This window comes from uncultured Cocleimonas sp. (assembly GCF_947495625.1).
Lineage (GTDB): Bacteria > Pseudomonadota > Gammaproteobacteria > Thiotrichales > Thiotrichaceae > Cocleimonas.
In genome coordinates this window covers 162,247-179,187 of sequence record NZ_CANLZW010000001.1, presented here as the reverse complement: position 1 = coordinate 179,187, position 16,941 = coordinate 162,247, and the positions used below count along the sequence as shown (strand labels likewise).

The following is a 16,941-nucleotide window of genomic DNA, read 5'->3' as shown; positions in this document are numbered from 1 at the left end:
CAAATCAGAGAGGAGTAAACAGAAAATAGTTAATTATATTAATTACTTAGTATTCTTAATTGCTTTTTTAGGATAATACCAAAAAACTTATTAATAAAAATTAGAGGTTTGATCTATTTAAAAATAAAGTGCTATTTAAGCTGTTATAAAAAAGTACTTCTTACAAAAACCCCCTAAAAGTAGGGGGGTGACAATATTTCACAATTAGAATAATGGTCCAGTAAACGGTTATGCCTCGGGTAACATAATTTCATTTTCAAACAGGCTTTCAATCGTTTCGCGCTTTCTAATGACAGTGGTTTTATCACCATCTACTAAAATTTCAGCCGCACGTGGACGTGTATTGTAGTTAGAAGCCATGGTGAAACCATAAGCACCCGCAGAACGAATAGCCAATAGATCTTCCTGTTCTAATGCTAGATTACGATCTTTACCGAGGAAATCACCGGTCTCACAGATGGGTCCAACTATATCGTAGGTTTTTGTATCTGCCTGGCTTTCAGTAACAGGAATAATTGCCTGCCATGCCTGATAAAGCGAAGGACGGATTAAGTCATTCATCGCAGCGTCAACGATAGCAAAATTCTTTTCTTCGCCATGTTTAAGATATTCAACCTTAGTCAGTAACACCGCAGTGTTAGCTGCAATTGCCCTACCCGGCTCGATGACGATTTCGTATTCTTTGAGTTTTTCATTGGTGAATAACTTTTCGGTGTATTCAGAAGGTAACGGTGGCGTTTCATCTTTATAGCGCACACCTAAACCTCCACCTAAATCGAGGTGTTTTATTTGGATACCTTGTGTTTTTAAACGATCCGCTAAATCCAGTAAACGCTCAAGAGCGTCCATAAATGGGGTAACATCAGTGAGTTGTGAGCCGATATGACAATCGATACCAGTGACATTGATATTTTCCATAGTCGCAGCTCGAAGGTAAACCGCTTCAACAAGGCTGATATCAATACCAAATTTATTTTCTTTAAGACCCGTTGATATATAAGGGTGCGTTTTGGCATCTACATCAGGGTTAACACGAATCGAAATACTCGCGATTTTATCCATGCTTGCAGCAACATCGTTAAGACGGACTAATTCAGCTTCTGACTCAACGTTAAAACAACGGATGCCAACTTCTAATGCGCGTTGCATTTCATCGGCGCGTTTACCAACACCCGAGAAAACCACCTTTTTCGGATCACCACCGGCTTTTAAAACGCGTTCTAATTCACCGACAGAAACAATGTCAAAACCAGAGCCTAAACGTGCTAATAAATTTAAGATAGCAATATTAGAATTGGCTTTTACGGAATAGCAGATCAAATGCGGTTGATCACCAAAAGCATCATTGAATGCGTGATAGTGGCGTTCTAGAGTTGCTCGAGAATATACATAGCTCGGTGTTCCGTATTGCTTGGCAATATCTTCTAATGCAACATCTTCAGCAAATAGCTGCCCGTTTTTATAATTAAAAAAGTCCATATCAATGCTTCTTAGGTGGTTTTACAGTATCGGTTGTGTTTGATTTAGATGCAGAGCTTTTCGCATCTGGCAGGTACAAATCACCTTTATTGCCACAGCCAGAAATAGTCACAATAAATAATGCAACAATCATTAGCGCAAATAGTTTTTGAGCCCAGCAGATATTTTTAAACATGACAGTTCTGTATCTAAAATAGTGAAACGACGAAGTATACCAATTCTTTACAAAAACAATAGTTTTGCATTATTTGGATCTTATAACCGAAATCAAAAACTGCCTAATAGTAGGGGGTGACTTTATATAATTAGTGATAAATCTAAATAGAAAAGAAGCTACAAATCCAACATGATTTTCAGTGGTACACGTGTTCCAGCAATTCGACACGCTTGAATAGCATAGCCATAGGGGAATAATTTATATAAATATTTACGTGTGGCTCGTTCTTTTCCCAAGTGTTCTTTCATCGATTTGAGAGCATGACGCGCTTCAGGCACACAACTGCTGTATTCGTATTGCTCACGAATGTAATTGACCACAAACCAGTGATCATCGGTCATCTCAACATTGGCTAGCTCAGCTTGTTTCAGAGCAACTTCAACATCCCAGTCTTTTGGATTGGTTAAATAACCATGCATGTCGATGGGTATATCCAAACCATTGACGCTAATATACTCAGCAATTTCCATACGGGTATTGCCCGCAGATCGACTAGGTTCATTGACTGTTTTAGACATAAAAGTTTCCCGAATAGTTATTAAATAGTAGGGCTCTTTAAAAAGACTTTACCGTCTTCGACTTTTGTTTCATAAACATTAGTACAACCTTCATCTGCACCTAAAGCTTCACCAGAAACCAGACTTATTTTCCAGTTGTGTAACGGGCAGGTGACAGAATCACCATGCATAATACCTTGAGAAAGAGGCCCTTGTTTATGAGGGCATTGATCTTTAATGGCAAAGACTGCATTTTCTTTGCCTCTGAACACAGCGATATTTACGGTGTCTGTTTCTACAACTCGCGAACCTAAAACAGGAATTTCTTCAAGGGCTGCTATTTCTAACCAATTGCTCATACTTTTATCCTATATCCCGTCGCTTATGCTGCTGTAATTTTAATTGATTTAAACTGATTTTCATCCACGCCATCTGCATGTTTCTTCCAAGGGTCAATTTGTGAAGGTTTTTGTGAAATGATGAATCGCTCATAAAGCGCTTTTCGGTTGGCTTCATCATCCAATACAGCTGCTTTGATTTTGTCCAGACCCACACGTTCTATCCAGGGTGCTGTTCTTTCTAAGTAGTGTGCATCTTCACGATAGTATTGACTGAATGCTGCACAGTATTCGAGTACTTCTTCTTCCGTATCGAGTTTGATTAAAAAGTCAGTCACGCGTACTTTGATGCCACCGTTACCACCGACATGAATCTCGTAACCCGAGTCTACACAAACCACACCAAAATCTTTGATGGTTGCTTCGGCACAGTTACGGGGGCAACCAGAAACCGCAAGTTTGTATTTATGTGGCATCCACGAACCCCAGGTGAGTTCCTCTAATTTAATACCTAAACTGGTTGAATCCTGTGTTCCCATACGACACCAGGAATCACCAATACACGTCTTACAGGTTCGCATTGCTTTACCGTAAGCATGGCCAGATACGAAACCGGCCTCGCTGAGATCTTTCCAGACCAGTGGTAAATCTTCTTTTTTGATGCCGAACATATCAATACGTTGACCACCGGTAACCTTCATTTCAGGGACTTTGAATTTTTCCGCGACATCAGCTATTGCGTGTAGGTCTTTAGGTGTACACATACCGCCAAACATGCGTGGTACAACAGAGTAAGTGCCGTCTTTCTGAATATTTCCATGTGCCCGTTCATTTATAAAACGGGACTCAGGATCGTTATAATCGGGGTTTTCACACAGCAGATAATAGTTGGTTGCCTGACGACAAACTGCGCAACCGTCATCTGTTTTCCAGTTAAGTGATTTGCGAACGTCTTCATGGTCTTTTAAGTGTAATTCTCGAATGCCAGTACGTACTTCTTCATGGGTTAACTCGGTACAAGCACACAATGATTTTTTGCTAGGCGCTTGTGAATAATCACCACCCAAAGTATGGGCAAGCAGAGATTCAACTAAACCCGTACAAGAACCACATGACGCAGATGCTTTGGTATGTGCGCGTACGTCATCAAGGGTAAATAATTTCTTTTCGCTAATGGCATTAACGATTTCACTTTTACAAATACCATTACAACCACATATTTCAGCATTATCTGCCATTGCCGCAACGCGGGTTTCATCACCGTGACCGGCATCACCTAAGTGGGCTTGTCCGAATAGAATAGAATCGCGGAAGTCTGAAATATTGGTACCATCTTTCATCATCTGGAAGTACCAGGTGCCGTCCATGGTATCGCCGTATAAACAGGCGCCAATAATAATATTATCCCGAAGGATTATTTTTTTGTAAGTGCCGCTGGCTACATCGCGAAATAATAACTCTTCGGTATCTTCATCACCGATAAAGTCACCCGCGGAAAACAATGAAATGCCCGTTACTTTAAGCATCGTAGAAGTAACGGTTCCTTCGTAACGACCGTAGCCAAGTTCAGCAAGATGGTTAGCGGCGACTTTGGCTTGTTCAAATAGGGGAGCAACTAAACCATATACTTGCCCACGATGTTGAACACACTCACCAATCGCGTAAATATTTGGGTCGAAAGTTTGCATCGTGTCGCTGACTACAATACCGCGTTCACAGTGTAAACCAGTTGATTTGGCAAGTTCGAAGTTTGGTTTGATACCTACTGCCATGACTAATAGATCAGCATCAACTTCTGAACCATCATTGAAGCGTAAACCTGTAACTCGTTCATCACCTAAAATTTCTTCAGAAGCATGAGACATTAAAAACTTCATGCCCTTTTCTTCGAGCGATGTTTTGAGCATGGTCGCCGCGTCTTTATCGAGTTGGCGATCCATTAGGCTGTCACCGATATGTACTACGGTCACATCCATGCCTTGTTTCATTAATCCGTTAGCCGCTTCAAGTCCTAATAAACCACCGCCTATTACGACAGCTTTCTTGTAATTCAACGCGGCATTGACCATCGTATCGACATCTTTAACATCACGGAAACCAATCACACCTTGTTTATCTGCACCTGGTAAAGGCAGCATGAATGACGTGGAACCCGTAGCAATTAATAATTTATCGTAAGGTAATTCAGTGCCATCTTCGGCAATCACTTTTTTAGCGACTCGGTTTATATCAGTTACTTTTTTCCCTTTTTCAAAGCGGATATTGTTTTCCTGATACCAGTTGTCATCGTTTAGCATGACTTCTTCGAGCGTTTTTTCATTCGCTAAAACAGGAGATAGCATGATTCGGTTGTAGTTACCGTAAGGCTCATCACCAAATACAGTAATATTATATTTTTCAGGTTCTAGCTTTAAGAGCTCCTCAATTGTGCGCATGCCGGCCATACCGTTGCCGATAAGTATAAGATTTTGTTTAGCAATATCACTCACAGGGAAAACTCCATTTAATGGTTGTTAACTCTAATATCAGCAAATAACGTGCCAAAGTTTTTAAGGGATGTTTGTTTATAAAATATGTTTAGCATGACGGAGCGAGACATTCTGTGGAACACAGGGACGACGTCCCGTAAGGCTTGGTTTTCAATAAAAAAATGAAAAAACTACGTAATACTAAAGCCAATAATCGAGCTTAACTTTTCTAACTATTAAACGAAAAACTCGCTAAAAGTAGGGGGGTGATATTATTTATACTTAAAAAACGCACCATTATCATGCGGTTTAGAATAAATGCACACATATCAAGCGTAAAATGGATAAAAACTCTCGTTAAACTCTTTTTGCTCTCAGTTTTAGTTGGCACTTATCTTGCTTTATATAAATTTGATTACTTTAAATTTAAACAAATAAAGGATGATTTATGGCTTATTTAGAACCTAGTGAATTCGTTACCTAGATGGTAGATGCTGGTGAACAGAAAATTTTCATGTCCACTAAAGATACGTTTATTCGAGCATTTATGGCGGGTGTAATACTTGCTCTAGCAGCATTTTTTTCTATAACAGTAACCGTAAAAACAGGTAATCCATTAGCTGGGGCTATATTGTTTCCAGTTGGTTTTATCTTGCTTTATATAAATTTGATTTGCTCACAGGTTTTTCACATTAGTACCTCTAGCGGTTATAGATAAACGTGCAGGGTGTACTGTTAGTGAATTATTTCGTAACTGGGTTTTGGTGTTTATTGGTAATTTTTGTGGTGCTATCACCGTGGCATTCTTTGCATCCTTTATATTAACTTACGGCTATGCAATAGATGGTGGAGTTATTGCTGAAAAGGTAGGGCACATTGGTGAATCTCGTACTTTAGGTTATAAAGAGCAGGGTGCTGGCGGTTGGTTCACGAATTTTCATTCGTGGCATGCTGTGTAACTGGATGGTTTCGATGGGTGATGTTGGTGCAATGATCTCAACATCTGCCGGTAGTAAAATGGCAGCAATGTGGATGCCGATCATGCTGTTCTTCTACATGGGCTTTGAGCATTCTATTGTAAACATGTTTTTATTCCCATTCTCAATGATCATGGGTGGTCAATTCACAATTGGTGATTACTTAATGTGGAATGAAATTCCAACAGTACTAGGTAACTTGGCAGGTGGTTTACTATTAGTTGGATTACCGCTTTACTACACGCACGTACGTACTAGTGCAGCTCGTAAAAGTTAAGCAGTAGATGAGATACAATAAAGCCTCGCCCTTCTTCGGTCGGGGGCTTTTTTTTGCGTATTATTTTTGCGCCTAATTTGTAGCTGTTCTGTAAATGTATTTCACAGATGTTGATCTAGACAGTACGCAATATTATCGAACAAATCGCTCAGGGTTTGCGCGCCTTTCATCGACTGGATATGTTGCATCAAGATATACGCCCAGAAAACATCATGATTGACACAACGGGCACGGTAAAAATAATTGATTTCGGCTCAACCAGTGTGGCAGGTATCGATGAAATGAAATCAGCAGATGAAGAACACGCGATATTAGGTACCGCACAATTCACGACTCCGGAATATTTCCTTGGTGAATTCCCGACGGCGAAAGCAGATCAATTTTCACTCGCGGTTATTGCTTATCAAATGCTTTCTGGAAAATTGCCTTATGGAACTCAAGTGGCCAAAGCACGCTCGCGCTCTGCACAAAGAAGGTTACATTATAAAAGCGTGATTAATGATGATACCGATATACCACTCTGGATAGATTTCACCTTGCGCAGAGCGCTTAACCCAGACCCACTCAAGCGTTAAGATGTATTGAGTGAATTTGTATACGATTTAAGGCACCCGAACAAAAACTTTATCAATCAAACAAAACCGCCACTGATGCAACGAAACCCTACGGTTTTTTGGCAATCTGTTGCAGCGATACAGCTAGTGATTATTATTGCGTTATTAGCGTTTAAATAGACTAATGAAAAAGAACAAAAAGTGGCTAAAAGTATGGGGGTGTCATTAGTTAACAGCTTAACTTTTTACCCAGCATGATCATTTTAAGTCAACGATTGCTCATTGAATCTAAGACGGACTTTAGTGAGCTTATCGTTTTGTTGTCTAAAAACGAATAACTCATTTATTTGACTTGTCATTTCTGGCTCTTGGTGAGCCTAGAAAAGTCACCCCCCCACTTTTAGGCGGTTTTCTATTATCTATGGTAAAACTAGCCTTTTAATAAGCCATTCGAACTAAACTGTTGTTATAAAGTCGTTATAAATACTTTGCTACAAGCTTGGAATTTACCACGATTTATATTCTAAGAATTTACCGTTCATGGTGATTACAACGCGATCACCTGCAGGGTTTTCTTCTTTGCCGATATCCATGGAAAAATCAATCGCGCTCATAATGCCATCGCCAAATTTTTCTTTGATTATTTCCTTAATGGTATCTCCATATACTCCAACAATTTCGTAAAAACGATAGACTACGGGGTCTGTCGGTACGAGTTTATCCCAGCTTTTATGAGGGAAATCTTGGAGTGCCCCAGAAACATCAGCGCTTAAACCAAGAACTTCACATACTTTATCAGCAGGTTCTTTTGCTAAGCTGTTCATACCTAAACACGCTCAAGTTAAAAACACGGGTTATATTGAAACTTTTTCAGCAAGCTCTTCCCAGCTAATCGCTGCGGATTTCTTGGCGGCAAAAATTTCTTCGGTCATTTCTATTTTTTTCATCGTTTACTCTTTTAAACTTAGGTATTTTTAATACTATGTGCACCTACTAGATGTATTTTATCTGTGGAAAGTAACTTGATTCTGGTGAACCAGTTTATGGCTATTACGTGCTTTTTTTCGGCAGTCCTTCAATTTTCACTAATTGGGCTGTTAGGCTATCCGTACTGCCTACTTGATAGGCTTGTTCAACCAGTAATTCAGCGGCTAAATCCAGATCTTCATTATGCTCTTTGATGGTATCAGCTATGAATTCATCGCTGACATGTTCATAGACACCATCAGTTGTCATAAAAAAGATGTCGCCTACTTTTATGGGTGTTGATTGGTAATCTATATCCAGTATCGAGTAGATGCCGAGGCCTCTATTGAGATAGCTGATTTCATCTGAAACGCGTAAACAGTGATCAGTTGTTAATTGCTCCAGCTTATCTCCGCGCAAACGATAGATGCGTGTATCGCCAATATGCAATATATGGGCAGTAGTAGATTTAAGAATGAGTGTGCTAAATGTACAGACATAGTCTTTGTCGTTATCACTGTTACCCTGCGTTTTTTGTGATTGTGCGTGTAACCATGAATTTGTCGCATTTAAAACAAGTTCCGCAGAACGCTTAACTGCCCAGGTTTTAGCTGTGCAGTAATAATCATCTAAAAAACTTGCAACGCTGGTTTCACTGGCAACCTGACTGATGTAACTATTATTAATCCCATCGGCAATGGCTAAAGTGATTCCCTTGGATGTGAGTAACGGATCATTTGGGTAGTAGGAACCATGAAAATCCTGATTAATTTCCTTACGCCCCTTATCTGAATATTCACCAATGGATACGGTTAGTTTACCCGGCATATTTACATCCAAATGTATGTTCTCGTTTTTATTAAATGCTTTTTGTGATTCTTTAGGTTCGACTATTGTTTGCATATTATGATTATTACCTTGGCTAAAGCGGAAAACAGTATTTACATAAGAAATAGCAAAATACATGCCAAACTACAGAGAGGTATATCAATATTCTTTTATCAGTAATTAAATGCTTGTGCTTAAGTTACTGAATTTATTAAAAATATAATTTTTAAGCAGGTTTTATTGATGAAGAAGCTAATTAGAATTCAAAAAATAAAGATACGTAAACAAAGGCAAAGCATGCATATCCCATATCAATAAATGATTGATTAATATAGAACACAGAAAAAAGGCCTAAAAGTAGGGGGGTGACTTAATTATTATAAGAATTAAGGGGTATTGTGGTGCGATTTATAATGAATTTGCACCAGTTAAGCGCTAGCGAATGTGTTGCTTGCTAAAATACCACGTAGTTCAGGTAAGCATGATCCGCAGTTAGTACCTGCCTGAAGGCATTCACCAATTTGTTCTGGTGTGGTTAAACCTTTTTCTTTAATCGCTTTAAGAATGGTTTTTTCTCCGACATTGAAACAGGCACACACTGTTTTGCCCACATCTTCCTGATCAGTAGGTGGCTTGCCACTTAGTAAACTAATGCGTTCACTTTTAGAGATTTCCTCTTTATGAAAAAGGCTGATTAACCAGTCTCGCGGAGGCAGTTTTTCATTAGGACCGATAAAAATAATATTGCTTATTTTAGAGCCCTTAAACTGAGCTGCTCTATACGTGTGATTAGATTTATCGAAGTACTCAATCCACTCGTCATCACTGATTTTACCGAGAAGCTCTTTGGAGAATGTTGCCCAATCCGGGCCACAATGATAACCAGCCATTTCATAACGCCAGAAACCACGGCCACGTGATTTTACCCAGTACTTGGCAAAACCAAGGTTTAAATTAGTCGCATTACTCGAGAGGATAAATCCATGCCAATTACCCAGATACGGCTCGATGTTTACAATACCGTGTTTAGATTCTGGCTGACCTGAAATAGGGTCAACTATGGATGGAATTAATGAACCAACATTCGCTCGGCTACTGAATTGACTATTCCAGTGGATTGGTAAAAATATGCTGCCACGTTGTTGTTTATCCGAGAATTGAACTCTGACAATTACTGATTTATTCAACGGACTATTTATGCGCGCAAGGCTACGATTACTCAAACCATATTGCACAGCATCAAGGGGATGTATTTCAACGTAAGGTTCGTGAATATGTGCGGATAAACGTGGTGATACACCGGTACGGGTCATGGTGTGCCAGTGATCTCGTACTCGTCCGGTATTCAGGATAAGATCAAATTCTTTGGTGGTAGTAACTGCTGGCGCTTTAGGGCTTACGCTGATAAAACGTGCTTTTCCATCAGGAGTGTTAAATTTTCCATCAGAAAAAAGGCGGCTTGTTCCTGTAGGTGAATCAGGCGTAATTGGCCACTGTTTAATGGGAAATGACTCATATTCCTGATCACTTATATCTTTTAATGCACTAATATTAAAAATTCGATGACTCGGCGTTCCAATTTCATTTTCAAATGCTGATAGGGCTGCATGTTCGCGAAAAATATCGGCGGCATTGCGATAAGGGAAATGCTCAGCAAATCCCATGCGATGTGCGACATCGGTAACAATATCCCAGTCAGCTCTTGCTTGCCCAGGTGTTGTTAAAAAAGATCGGCGACGAGAAATATTACGGTCCGAATTGGTCACGGTGCCATCATTTTCGCCCCATGTGAGCGCGGGCAGTAGAATATCCGCAACTTTTGCAGTATCAGTTACTCGAACGCAATCTGAAACGACTACTAATTCGCATTTTTTCAAAGCTGCTTTGACTCTTTCGGAATCGGGCATACTAACAGCGGGATTCGTTGCCATTATCCATACAGCCTTGACGGTACCTTGTTCAATCGCATCAAATAAATCGACTGCTTTCAAGCCTTGTTTATTCGCTATAGTCGGTGATTTCCAGAAACGCTGTACAAGATTACAATGCTCGGGGTTTTCAAGCTCCATATGAGCCGCAAGTTGATTGGCTAAGCCACCCACTTCTCTGCCACCCATTGCATTGGGTTGTCCGGTAAATGAAAACGGCCCCATTCCGGGTCGGCCAATGCGTCCTGTGAAAAGGTGGCAATTGATAATCGCATTACCTTTATCAACACCGCTTGATGATTGATTAATACCTTGCGAGAAAACGCTAACCACTTTTTCTGTATTTGCAAATAAGTTATAAAATTCACGAACATCATCTTCAGCAAGTGCACATTGTTCGGCAACACTTTCTATAGATGGCGCTGATTCTTTTGCAGCCTGTATCGCGCCATCTATTCCACTGGTGCAGTTTTCTGTAAAGAAACTGTTTTCAATATCGGCTTCTTTTAAGAAAGTAAGCAGACCATTAAATAACACACCATCAGTACCAGGTTTTAGTGAAAGTTGAATATCAGCAGCACTGCTTGTCTGTGTTTCACGCGGATCAATATTGATGACTTTAAGTTTCGGATTCGCTTTCTTGGCGCGGACTATTTGCTGAAATAAAATAGGATGACACCAGGCTGCATTACTGCCTGTTAATACAATTAAGTTAGCTTTATCTAAATCCTCGAAACTACACGGCACACAATCTTCACCAAAAGCTCGCTTATAGGCGGCAACCGCTGAAGACATGCATAGACGTGAATTGGTATCGATATTCGCTGAGCCTATAAAACCTTTCATAAGCTTATTAGCGACATAGTAATCTTCGGTTAATAATTGCCCTGACACATAAAAGGCAACGGCATCTGCACCATGTTCGGCAATGATCTCGGAAAAACGCCCCGAAACAGTGCTTAGCGCCTGATCCCAGCTAACTTGCTCACCTTTGATTTCCGGATAGAGCAATCTGTCCTGTAAATAGACAGTTTCTCCCAATGCTGTTCCCTTGGAACACAAACGTCCGTAATTCGCAGGATGATCAGGGTCACCCTTAACGGAAACCACTCCTTGTTCATCTATTGAGGCCAATACACCACAACCGACCCCGCAATAAGGGCAGGTTGTTTTAATATTGTCAGTTTCTATAGCATCCATACAGATCGTTAAACCATTTAGTCCATCATAATTAGTATTAGCAACTTATATGCCAAAGAAATTATGGCTATAAGAACGGTGAGAAATAGAGGAATAAATAGAGGAATAAATAGAGGAATAAATAGAGGAAGGCATCATTGGATTTGGTAAATGCACTTGAATGATGCAATTGTTACTTTTTATGCATTATTTTGAAGAATAATGTTACTGCGATAATTAAAGTTAATAGAAATTGGAGGAGATTTAATACATATAAAATATATATTAATCAATTAGATAAGAGTGATAAGGAGGGGGGCGAGGATTTTTTTGGCATGGGCTTTGCAAAGACTCTAATAATTAAAGATAAATAGTTATTGGAGTATTTAGTGAAATTAAGCAGCAGCAAAAGTAAATCAACATACAAAAGCTTTCTTATGAAAGCGACTTTATCTATCAGTGTCGCTTTAACAATAAGTACTGCACTAATTTCACTTCCTGCTTTTGCAGAAATAGGCGAGCCAGAAAAAGAAGATCTAAAGTTTGGCTTTATTAAGCTAACCGATATGGCGCCTTTAGCGATTGCTTATGAAAAAGGTTATTTTGAAGATGAAGGTTTATTTGTAAATCTTGAAGCACAGGCAAACTGGAAAGTACTTTTGGATGGCGTTATCGATGGCCAACTAGATGGTGCTCATATGCTGGCTGGTCAGCCACTTGCGGCTACCATCGGTTTTGGTACCAAAGCACACATCGTTACTCCTTTTTCAATGGACTTAAACGGTAACGGTATTACGGTATCGAATAGCGTTTGGGCAGAAATGAAGAAACATATCGAGCACAAAGATGGAAAGCCGGTTCATCCAATCAGTGCTTCTGCTTTAAAGCCTGTTGTAGAGTCTTATAAAGACAAAGGTAAAGCCTTCAAAATGGGCATGGTGTTTCCTGTATCGACACATAACTACGAACTACGTTACTGGTTAGCAGCAGGTGGTTTAAACCCTGGTTATTACGCACCTTCTAAGGGCGATATCAAAGGTCAACTACAAGCTGATGTTCAACTTTCAGTAACTCCACCACCACAAATGCCAGCAACCATGGAAGCAGGCACAATTGACGGATATTGCGTAGGTGAGCCATGGAACCAACAAGCAGTATTCAAAGGCATTGGTGTACCGGTTATCACTGACTACGAGATCTGGAAAGATAACCCGGAAAAAGTCTTTGGTATGACGGATGAATTTACTAAAAAATACCCAAATACTACGGCTCGAATCGTTAAAGCAATGATTAGAGCAGCAAAATGGCTGGATGAAGACAACAACAAAAATAGAATGGAAGCGGTGAAGATTCTTGCTAAACCAAACTATGTGGGTGCAGATGTTGAAGTTATCGCTAACTCAATGACAGGCACTTTTGAATACGAAAAAGGCGATAAACGTGAAGTGCCTGATTTCAACGTGTTCTTCCGTTATAACGCAACTTACCCTTACTACTCAGATGCAATCTGGTACCTCACGCAAATGCGTCGCTGGGGACAGATCGATGAGAAAAAATCAGACACCTGGTATACCGATATGGCGAAGAAAGTTTATAAGCCTGAGCTATACAAAATTGCGGCACTAGAGTTGATCGAAGAAGGTAAATTGAAGAAAGAAGAGTTTCCTGACTTTGCGACTGAAACTGGTTTTAAACCACCACAAAATGAGTTTATTGATGGTGTAACTTACGATGGTAGCAAGCCGAATGATTATATTGAATCATTCAAAATCGGCCTAAAGGCTGACGATAAAGGTTAATTAGTTCCTAGCGGTTCCCGCCCGCGCTCTTAGTAGCATGCGTGGCGGGCTTTTTAGCATAGGAAAAATTGAAAAGAGGATATATCAGTGAGCAGTCAAGCAATCGAATTAAGGACGTTCAGTAAGTCAGACTTGAAAGGGTTCTTTGTTAGTTTTGCTACTCCTATTTTAGGTGTCTTAATATTCTTGATGTTATGGAGTTTTTTAGCGCCGAAAGTAGTCACTTCTTTAGGTGCGGTTCCAGGACCAAAGCAAGTTTACTCGCAATTTGAAGCGTTACTTGTTGAGCATAAAGATGAGCGCCAAAAGCAGGTAGCCTTTTATGAAAGACAAGAAACGCGCAATGCTAAAAAATTAGCCAAAGATCCAGAGGCAACGATTAAAGTACGACAATATGCAGGTAATCCGACGTTTTTTGATCAGATCATTACCAGTGTCGTTACTGTTATGGCAGGTTTTTTATTGGCCTCTCTAATCGCTATTCCTATTGGTATCGTGGCCGGATTAAGTAAAACGGTTTACGCCGCTTTAAATCCTTTAGTGCAAATTTTTAAACCGGTTTCACCTCTCGCCTGGTTGCCGATAGTAACCATGATCGTGAGTGCGACATACGTTACGTCTGATGATGCCTGGTTTGATAAATCATTTTTGAATTCAGCGATTACTGTTCTCCTTTGTTGTTTGTGGCCAACCATAATCAGTACTGCAGTCGGTGTAACTAACGTCAGTAAAGACTTACAAAATGTTAGCCATGTATTACGTTTAAGCTGGTGGACTCATGTGAGAAAAATAGTTTTACCTTCAGCTATTCCGATGATTTTTACAGGATTGCGTTTGTCATTAGGTATTGCCTGGATGGTATTGATTGCAGCAGAAATGCTTTCGCAAAATCCGGGTTTAGGAAAATTTGTTTGGGATGAATTCCAGAACGGTAGTTCGAATTCACTGGGTAGAATCATGGTAGCGGTTGTTGTTATAGGCCTTATAGGCTTCTTGCTTGACCGTATCATGCTGTATCTACAGAAAAAAGTGTCTTGGGATAAGTCGGTTGCATTACGTTAATCAAAGACTGAAATAGAGTTTGATAAAAGGTTTAAATCATGGAAAAAGTTCATCTTGAATTAACTGGCGTAAATATGGACTTCCCTACGCCTAGTGGTTCTTTTAGGGCGTTAGAAAACGTTAATCTTAAGATTAAAAAGGGTGAGTTTGTCTCAATTATTGGGCACTCAGGTTGTGGTAAATCAACGGTTTTAAATATCATTGCTGGCCTTTATCAAGCAACAGCCGGCGGGGTTGTTTTAAATGGCAAAGAAGTGACTGTTCCTGGTCCAGAACGCGCGATGGTTTTCCAGAACCATTCTTTGCTACCATGGTTAACTGCTTATGAGAATGTTGAGCTTGCGGTAAAAACTATTTTTAAAGGGACTAAAAGTAAAGCAGAAATGCGTGAATGGATTGAACACAACATGCAATTAGTGCATATGGAACACGCTTTGCATAAACGCCCTGATGAAATATCGGGCGGAATGAAGCAACGCGTTGGTATCGCGAGAGCGTTAGCGATGGAGCCAGAAGTTTTATTATTAGATGAACCTTTCGGTGCGTTAGACGCCTTAACACGTGCGCATTTACAAGATTCAGTGATGGAAATTCAGGCTGATCTGGGCAATACGATGATGATGGTGACACATGATGTTGATGAGGCAGTTTTATTATCAGATCGAATTGTAATGATGACTAACGGCCCAAGCGCAACAGTTGGGGAGATTTTAGACGTTAATATTCCTTTCCCAAGAGAAAGAATTGCTACATCAGAAAGCAAACAATATAACCATTGTCGTCATGAAGTATTACGTTTCTTGTATGAGAGACATGGAAAAAAAGCAGAAGAATTAACAGAAGATGAAACTATTGACGAGACTGCTGTCAATAGTTCACTAGATGATTCAGAAGAAAATCCTGTTGTAGATTTTAAAGAATCTCAGCAAATAAAGAAAAAAGTAGCTTAGCAAACATTTAGCAACCAGCTTAGCTACAACATAATAATTACAATAAAGCGGACCGTCAGTCTCTAGCGGGAACTGACTTAAAATCGGGAACGGAAGGTATTTATATTGGTTTGGTTTCTCCTCCTATGTAGCTTTTACCAAAATACCTTTTTGTTCCCGGTTACTTTTTTGTAACAGAGCGAGAGCAGATGGACCCTTCTTATAAATAATAAAAAAACACCTAATGACCCAGACAACAGGTCAATTAAATGAGTTAAACGTTTTAAAAACAAAACGAAAAACTCACTATAAGTAGGGGGGTGGCTTTTTTAATATAAACCTAGGGGTAAGAGATTACAGCTATGAACGCACGACTCTCAGATAAGATAAGTAAGCGTAAAGATCGCTTAGGGGCACAGTTAAAATTTAAAATGTTAGCCATCGCTTTGGATTGTACAAAGTTTTGGGAATACCCAGAAGAAATTGACCAATACCTGATTCAAGTTGTTAATCGAATACCACAAAGTAAATTATTTTATGTCATCGATTTTCAGGGCAAACAGTTAAGTTCTAATATATTTTCAGACGGATCCAGTAAGCGACACGCTCGTGGACAGGATTTATCCAAACGACCCTATACGCATAATATTCATAGCGAAAAAGGTTTCTCTCTATCATCTGTGTACCTTAGTAGCATTGATCGTAAACCGAGTATTACAGCAACGCATCCGGTATTTCATGAAAATGGAAATGTACTGGGTTTTGTCGTGGCTGATTTTGATATTGATGATTTTATTGATGACGAAATTAATATTAGTGAAGAACAACCCTGGCGTCAGATTAAAGGCGATCCAGCAATCCGTAAAAACCTGTTTCAGCAAGAGCGCGTTATTAGCGCTATGGACCAGCACCTAGATCAAGTCCATGACATTATTACGAATCTGATATGTAAACGTGGGATTTTCCATGTGAAACTGCATTACGGTAGCTCGCGTGCAACGCTATGGGCTTATGAACGGCCTTATGAATACCAGTTGCACGTGCTAGATGAGATTATCAATCCAGATGTTTGTCTCGCTTATCCTTCACATTCTTATCCAGTTGAATCAAGGGTTCCTGAGCATGAAGTGAAGCTGGTTATAGGTAGATTAAAAGATTTGAGAAATGCAGACGAGACGGTCTATTTACGCTCTGGTTCCATTAATGTGATCAATGGCATGGTAGGACTCACGTTCTCCTGTGATGGCACTCACTACATGACTTCTAAAGAATTTCTCAATAAGCCGGATAGTTTTTGGTTCGGTTAACTATTGTCTATTCTTGTTTAGCTTAGATTTACTCTGGTTTTAGATCGGGTTACGTTGTATTTAAAAAATCACACCCCCCTACTTTTAGCCCTTTTTTGGTAATTCTTTAAAGCTTCTTTTATTTAAGCGGTTTTTA

General features: G+C 39.7%; 13 protein-coding genes and 1 pseudogene. 6 read left to right on the top strand and 8 right to left on the bottom strand.

Annotated features, from left to right (window positions below; genetic code table 11):
• Positions 1 to 228: 228 nt before the first annotated feature.
• From lysA to nirB, 5 genes are all read right to left on the bottom strand, one after another.
• A complete protein-coding gene (gene lysA / locus Q1A31_RS00765; RefSeq protein ID WP_299870942.1) occupies positions 229 to 1,479 on the bottom strand; it encodes a diaminopimelate decarboxylase in 1,251 nt (416 codons plus the stop codon).
• Between the two features lies 1 nt (position 1,480).
• Entirely contained in the window at positions 1,481 to 1,654 is a 174-nt protein-coding gene (locus Q1A31_RS00760; protein WP_299870940.1) for a lipoprotein, read from the bottom strand.
• Between the two features lie 158 nt (positions 1,655 to 1,812).
• Positions 1,813 to 2,214 (bottom strand): TusE/DsrC/DsvC family sulfur relay protein, encoded by a 402-nt coding sequence (locus tag Q1A31_RS00755; RefSeq protein ID WP_299870938.1) that lies wholly within the window; start codon positions 2,212 to 2,214, stop codon positions 1,813 to 1,815.
• Between the two features lie 20 nt (positions 2,215 to 2,234).
• Positions 2,235 to 2,552, bottom strand: a complete 318-nt coding sequence (gene nirD, locus Q1A31_RS00750) for a nitrite reductase small subunit NirD (protein WP_299870936.1) — start codon at positions 2,550 to 2,552, stop codon at positions 2,235 to 2,237.
• Between the two features lie 23 nt (positions 2,553 to 2,575).
• Positions 2,576 to 5,011: a nitrite reductase large subunit NirB gene (gene nirB / locus Q1A31_RS00745; protein WP_299871114.1), complete on the bottom strand. Its 2,436-nt coding sequence runs from the start codon at positions 5,009 to 5,011 to the stop codon at positions 2,576 to 2,578.
• Positions 5,012 to 5,483: 472 nt separating this feature from the next.
• On the opposite strand from nirB, the pseudogene Q1A31_RS00740 reads away from it, so the two are divergent.
• Positions 5,484 to 6,253 (top strand): annotated as a pseudogene (locus Q1A31_RS00740) (formate/nitrite transporter family protein).
• A 131-nt stretch (positions 6,254 to 6,384) separates the two neighbouring features.
• Positions 6,385 to 6,828 (top strand): protein kinase, encoded by a 444-nt coding sequence (locus tag Q1A31_RS00735; protein ID WP_366942953.1) that lies wholly within the window; start codon positions 6,385 to 6,387, stop codon positions 6,826 to 6,828.
• A gap of 485 nt (positions 6,829 to 7,313) precedes the next feature.
• Here Q1A31_RS00735 and cynS read toward each other — a convergent pair whose 3' ends face one another.
• From cynS to Q1A31_RS00720, 3 genes are all read right to left on the bottom strand, one after another.
• Entirely contained in the window at positions 7,314 to 7,631 is a 318-nt protein-coding gene (cynS, locus tag Q1A31_RS00730) for a cyanase (RefSeq protein ID WP_366942950.1), read from the bottom strand.
• 226 nt (positions 7,632 to 7,857) lie between these two features.
• Entirely contained in the window at positions 7,858 to 8,676 is an 819-nt protein-coding gene (locus Q1A31_RS00725) for a PP2C family serine/threonine-protein phosphatase (protein WP_299870935.1), read from the bottom strand.
• 353 nt (positions 8,677 to 9,029) lie between these two features.
• Positions 9,030 to 11,729, bottom strand: coding sequence for a nitrate reductase (locus tag Q1A31_RS00720; RefSeq protein WP_299870933.1), 2,700 nt, complete (start codon positions 11,727 to 11,729; stop codon positions 9,030 to 9,032).
• Positions 11,730 to 12,145: 416 nt separating this feature from the next.
• On the opposite strand from Q1A31_RS00720, the gene Q1A31_RS00715 reads away from it, so the two are divergent.
• From Q1A31_RS00715 to Q1A31_RS00700, 4 genes are all read left to right on the top strand, one after another.
• On the top strand, positions 12,146 to 13,507 hold the full coding sequence (locus tag Q1A31_RS00715; protein ID WP_299870932.1) for a CmpA/NrtA family ABC transporter substrate-binding protein: 1,362 nt from the start codon (positions 12,146 to 12,148) through the stop codon (positions 13,505 to 13,507).
• Positions 13,508 to 13,609: 102 nt separating this feature from the next.
• The gene (locus Q1A31_RS00710) at positions 13,610 to 14,569 is read left to right on the top strand and encodes an ABC transporter permease (protein ID WP_299871108.1); all 960 of its coding nucleotides are present in this window, start codon (positions 13,610 to 13,612) and stop codon (positions 14,567 to 14,569) included.
• A 38-nt stretch (positions 14,570 to 14,607) separates the two neighbouring features.
• Complete coding sequence (locus Q1A31_RS00705; RefSeq protein WP_299870930.1) at positions 14,608 to 15,519, top strand: ABC transporter ATP-binding protein; 912 nt, start codon at positions 14,608 to 14,610, stop codon at positions 15,517 to 15,519.
• A 341-nt stretch (positions 15,520 to 15,860) separates the two neighbouring features.
• Complete coding sequence (locus tag Q1A31_RS00700) at positions 15,861 to 16,805, top strand: hypothetical protein (protein WP_299870928.1); 945 nt, start codon at positions 15,861 to 15,863, stop codon at positions 16,803 to 16,805.
• Positions 16,806 to 16,941 lie beyond the last annotated feature (136 nt).

Excerpts from the sequence above, each read along its gene's own strand:
- lysA (WP_299870942.1), bottom strand. The coding sequence starts at position 1,479 with ATGGACTTTTTTAATTATAAAAACGGGCAGCTATTTGCTGAAGATGTT.
- Q1A31_RS00760 (WP_299870940.1), bottom strand. The coding sequence starts at position 1,654 with ATGTTTAAAAATATCTGCTGGGCTCAAAAACTATTTGCGCTAATGATT.
- Q1A31_RS00715 (WP_299870932.1), top strand. The coding sequence starts at position 12,146 with ATGAAAGCGACTTTATCTATCAGTGTCGCTTTAACAATAAGTACTGCA.
- Q1A31_RS00720 (WP_299870933.1), bottom strand. The coding sequence starts at position 11,729 with ATGGATGCTATAGAAACTGACAATATTAAAACAACCTGCCCTTATTGC.
- Q1A31_RS00705 (WP_299870930.1), top strand. The coding sequence starts at position 14,608 with ATGGAAAAAGTTCATCTTGAATTAACTGGCGTAAATATGGACTTCCCT.
- nirD (WP_299870936.1), bottom strand. The coding sequence starts at position 2,552 with ATGAGCAATTGGTTAGAAATAGCAGCCCTTGAAGAAATTCCTGTTTTA.
- Q1A31_RS00725 (WP_299870935.1), bottom strand. The coding sequence starts at position 8,676 with ATGCAAACAATAGTCGAACCTAAAGAATCACAAAAAGCATTTAATAAA.
- Q1A31_RS00755 (WP_299870938.1), bottom strand. The coding sequence starts at position 2,214 with ATGTCTAAAACAGTCAATGAACCTAGTCGATCTGCGGGCAATACCCGT.
- Q1A31_RS00700 (WP_299870928.1), top strand. The coding sequence starts at position 15,861 with ATGAACGCACGACTCTCAGATAAGATAAGTAAGCGTAAAGATCGCTTA.
- cynS (WP_366942950.1), bottom strand. The coding sequence starts at position 7,631 with ATGAACAGCTTAGCAAAAGAACCTGCTGATAAAGTATGTGAAGTTCTT.